At 68.3% G+C, this 3067-nt stretch carries 4 protein-coding genes; all 4 read right to left on the reverse strand.

The genetic code is table 11. The annotated features are described in order from the left end of the window. A partial coding sequence (locus tag BJF79_RS35575; RefSeq protein WP_075904018.1) for an AAA family ATPase occupies window positions 1-472 on the reverse strand: 472 nt, incomplete at its 3' end. Then, entirely contained in the window at window positions 469-1425 is a 957-nt protein-coding gene (locus tag BJF79_RS35580; protein ID WP_075904019.1) for a nucleoside 2-deoxyribosyltransferase, read from the reverse strand. The genes BJF79_RS35575 and BJF79_RS35580, both read right to left, overlap by 4 nt. Before the next feature lie 12 nt (window positions 1426-1437). Next, entirely contained in the window at window positions 1438-2244 is an 807-nt protein-coding gene (locus BJF79_RS35585; RefSeq protein WP_075904021.1) for a carbohydrate kinase family protein, read from the reverse strand. Then, entirely contained in the window at window positions 2241-2903 is a 663-nt protein-coding gene (locus tag BJF79_RS35590; protein ID WP_262403055.1) for a hypothetical protein, read from the reverse strand. The genes BJF79_RS35585 and BJF79_RS35590 overlap by 4 nt, the downstream gene beginning before the upstream one ends. Between the last annotated feature and the right edge of the window lie 164 nt (window positions 2904-3067).

The following is a 3067-nucleotide window of genomic DNA, read 5'->3' on the forward strand; positions in this document are numbered from 1 at the left end:
TGTCGTGCCAACGACCTTCCCTTCCGGTTCTCCCCAACTCTAGTTGGGGCCCTGTCCGGAAGATCCGTGGCACCTCAGAGAGACTGGGGGCGGTGCCGTCTCGCTGGTGCAGGCGCGCGGCGATGGTCTCAGGTGGGGCCGTCAGATGAACGAGAAGCCCTTCCCGGGAGCCCACAGCAGCGGTCAGGTCGCATACCTGTTCGAGAGTGAGGCGGGACCGGCCGTGCAGCAGCGGGCCGTACACCAGTTCGCTGATGAAGCAGCGGTCCAGGACGAGTCGGCCGGGCGTAGCGAGGATGGTGCGGTAGCGCTCCGCGAGGTCGATGCCGTCGGGGGTGCGGGTGGCGTGGAGGTGTTGGTATCCGTGGTGGTGGGCGAGTTTGGTGGCGAGGGTGGTCTTGCCGACGCCGTCGCAGCCCTCCAGGACGATGACTTCGTGGTGGGCGGCCCACCGTGCCAGGTCGGAGTTCATCGAGCGGCCACCAGAACGGGGACGTCTTGGGGGCGGTCGAAGGTTGCGGTGAGCCCGTACTGGATCATTAGGTTGCGGTAGTTGGGTTCGCGTCCGTCCGCGAAGGTCCACCAACATCGCGGGTCTGGCGCGTAGACCGGACGTCCGGTCGCTGCGCAAGCGCCGATGACCATGGCCGCGCCGGGCGGCGTCTCCGGGCCGCGCACGTCGACGACGGCGATATGGGAGTCGGCGAGGGCTGCCCAGTCAGCTTCGGCCCGCTCTGAGACTGCTTCGCCGTCGTTGAAGCGGTCGGCGAGGTGGATGTCCCAGCCGGTTTCCCGCAGCATGTCGACGGCGTCGTGTATCTGGTCGTCCAGGCCGTAGGGCGATGGTTCGACGTAGGCGATGCGCCGCTGGTTGTTGAGTGTGGGAAACGGTGTGGGTGGTCGGGGCAGTCTGTGGGTGGCGCGGACGGTCTGGTCTATGAGGTCGTCGATCGTGGCCAGGTTCTGGGTGAGGAAGTCGGTGTAGGTGGGGCTGGCGGGTAGTGGTGCGGCGCCGAGGCGGTGCGTTCTGATGACGGCGCTGGTGGCCGCGGTCAGGAGCGGGTCGGGGAATGGGCAGTGGGCGGGGTCGTCGGGGGTGGGGCCGTAGGTAAGGAAGTCGCTGGTGAGGGCGATGACGGGGATGCCGCGGGCGGCGGCGTGGCCGATCTCCATGCAGACGCCGTCGTCGAGGCTGGGCCCGTGAAGGATGGCGGCCATCGCGGTGATGCCTTCCAGGCATTGGGTGTCCAGCTCGAACAGCAGGCGGCCTTTGGTTTCGGCGATGAGGTTCTCTTCGTCGGTGTCGCAGAACGGCAGGAACACCGACCCGGGTCCGTGTTCCTCGGCCAGGCGGTGGGCGAGCGTGGCTGCGAGGGCTCGGTCGTGGGCGGCGAACAGGCGGTGGGCGATGTAGTACTGGGCCACAAGAGGGTCCCTTCAGGTGCGATGCCGAAGACCTGGGGATGCGGCGCGGCGGGAGGCGGCGGTGACCGCGCCGGTCAGTGCGTCTTGGTCGCCGACGCCGGAGGCGGTGAAGGCAAGGAAGGTTCCGGCGAGGGTGTCGCCGGCCCCTGTCACCTCCTGCGCCGTGATCGGCGGCGGGACGGCGGTGGCGACTTGGACGCCGTGCCGCCGCAGGACGGCGGTTTTCGGGCCATCGGACACCAGCACGGCCGGGAGAGACGCGGCGGGGATGTGGCGGGTCAGGATCTGGTGTTCGGTGGTGTTGACGAAGACCACCTGGGCGAAGGGCAGCGCGGTTCGAGCGGCGGGGATGTGTTCGTCTGCGCTGGCCAGGTGGAAGTCGACGCTGAACGGCCGCCCGAGTTCCAGCAGGCGAGCGAGTATCTGGGTGGTGTTGAGGGGGCGGCGACAGGCGACATGCCAGTGATCGACGTCCGGGTCCTCCAGCGCGGTCAAAGCGTGGCTGGTCAGCGTGGTGGCGACACCGTAGTCGCTGTGCACGCCGGTGACCCGGCCGTCACGGTTGTAGGTGAGGTCGAACCGGCAGTCCGGGCCCCACACGGTCGATACGTGGCGTAGGTCGAGGTCGTCCAGCCGGGGGTCGCTGTGAAGAAGGGTGAGGCCGTCACCGGTGACGGCGACCGGCCGTGCGGGCAGGCCGGCTTGTGCGGCGGCGAGCGCGACGTGCAGGGCCGCGCCACCGAGGAGGTGGCAAGTGCGGCCGTCGGGGTAGTGGGTGGTGTCGATGGAAATGTTCCCGATCACGCCCAGGGTGGTCATGGGGTCGGTCTGGTGTGGCTGCAGTCCAGCAGGTCGGGGCAGACGGGGCGCCGGGTGCATAGGCGGCCGCTGGTCGGCTTGTTGAGGTAGAGGCGCTTGAAGTAGATGAGGACCAGGTGCAGCCACCACGTCGGTGCCGTCTGCTCTGGGAGCGTGACGGAGTAGCCGTGCCGGGCGATCAGGGTTCGGTAGTGGTCGGCGTGCTGGGCGGCGCAGGTTTCCAGCAGGTCCCGCATGCGTTCGTGCGCTTTGGGGCCCTTCTCCAGCCGTATCCCCATCGTGGGGGCGAGGAGATCGACCATGCCGGAGTCGACCGGGATGATCCCGCAGTGGTAGCCGCGGGAGTACAGGGCGGCGCATTGCGCGATCTTGTAGGAGGCGCCGCTCACGCTGGCGGCGAAGTCGACGATGAACTCGGTCGCCGGTTGCGTTAGCAGTTCCTCGATGTCTCGGCCGTCCAGGAACTGGTGCAGGGAGCGCAGGTAGCCGATGCGTGCCTCGGTCAAGCCGATGGACCTCACGACGGTGGTGAGGCGGACGTCGTCCATGCCGGTCAGCTGGTCCCAGCCGTGGGAGTCGGCGGCCTTCACCACGGCGGCATAGGTGTCGATCATCGTGTACGAGACGCGGCTGCTCCACCCGGTGACCAGCATCCGCACGCGAGGGTCGGTGACGAAGGTCGGCCACCACCGATTGTCGTCATGGTTGGCCCCGACCGCCTCTCTCACATCCCGTTTGAGCTTCCTCCCGTTGCACGGACACCCGAGGTGAGGTCACTCGACGGCGTCTGAGGGCAGGTTGAGCCCTTCGAACGTGACGGGGC

This window comes from Actinomadura sp. CNU-125 (genome assembly GCF_001942465.1).
Classification (GTDB): Bacteria; Actinomycetota; Actinomycetes; order Streptosporangiales; family Streptosporangiaceae; genus Spirillospora.

Excerpts from the sequence above, each read along its gene's own strand:
- BJF79_RS35585 (WP_075904021.1), bottom strand. The coding sequence starts at position 2,244 with ATGACCACCCTGGGCGTGATCGGGAACATTTCCATCGACACCACCCAC.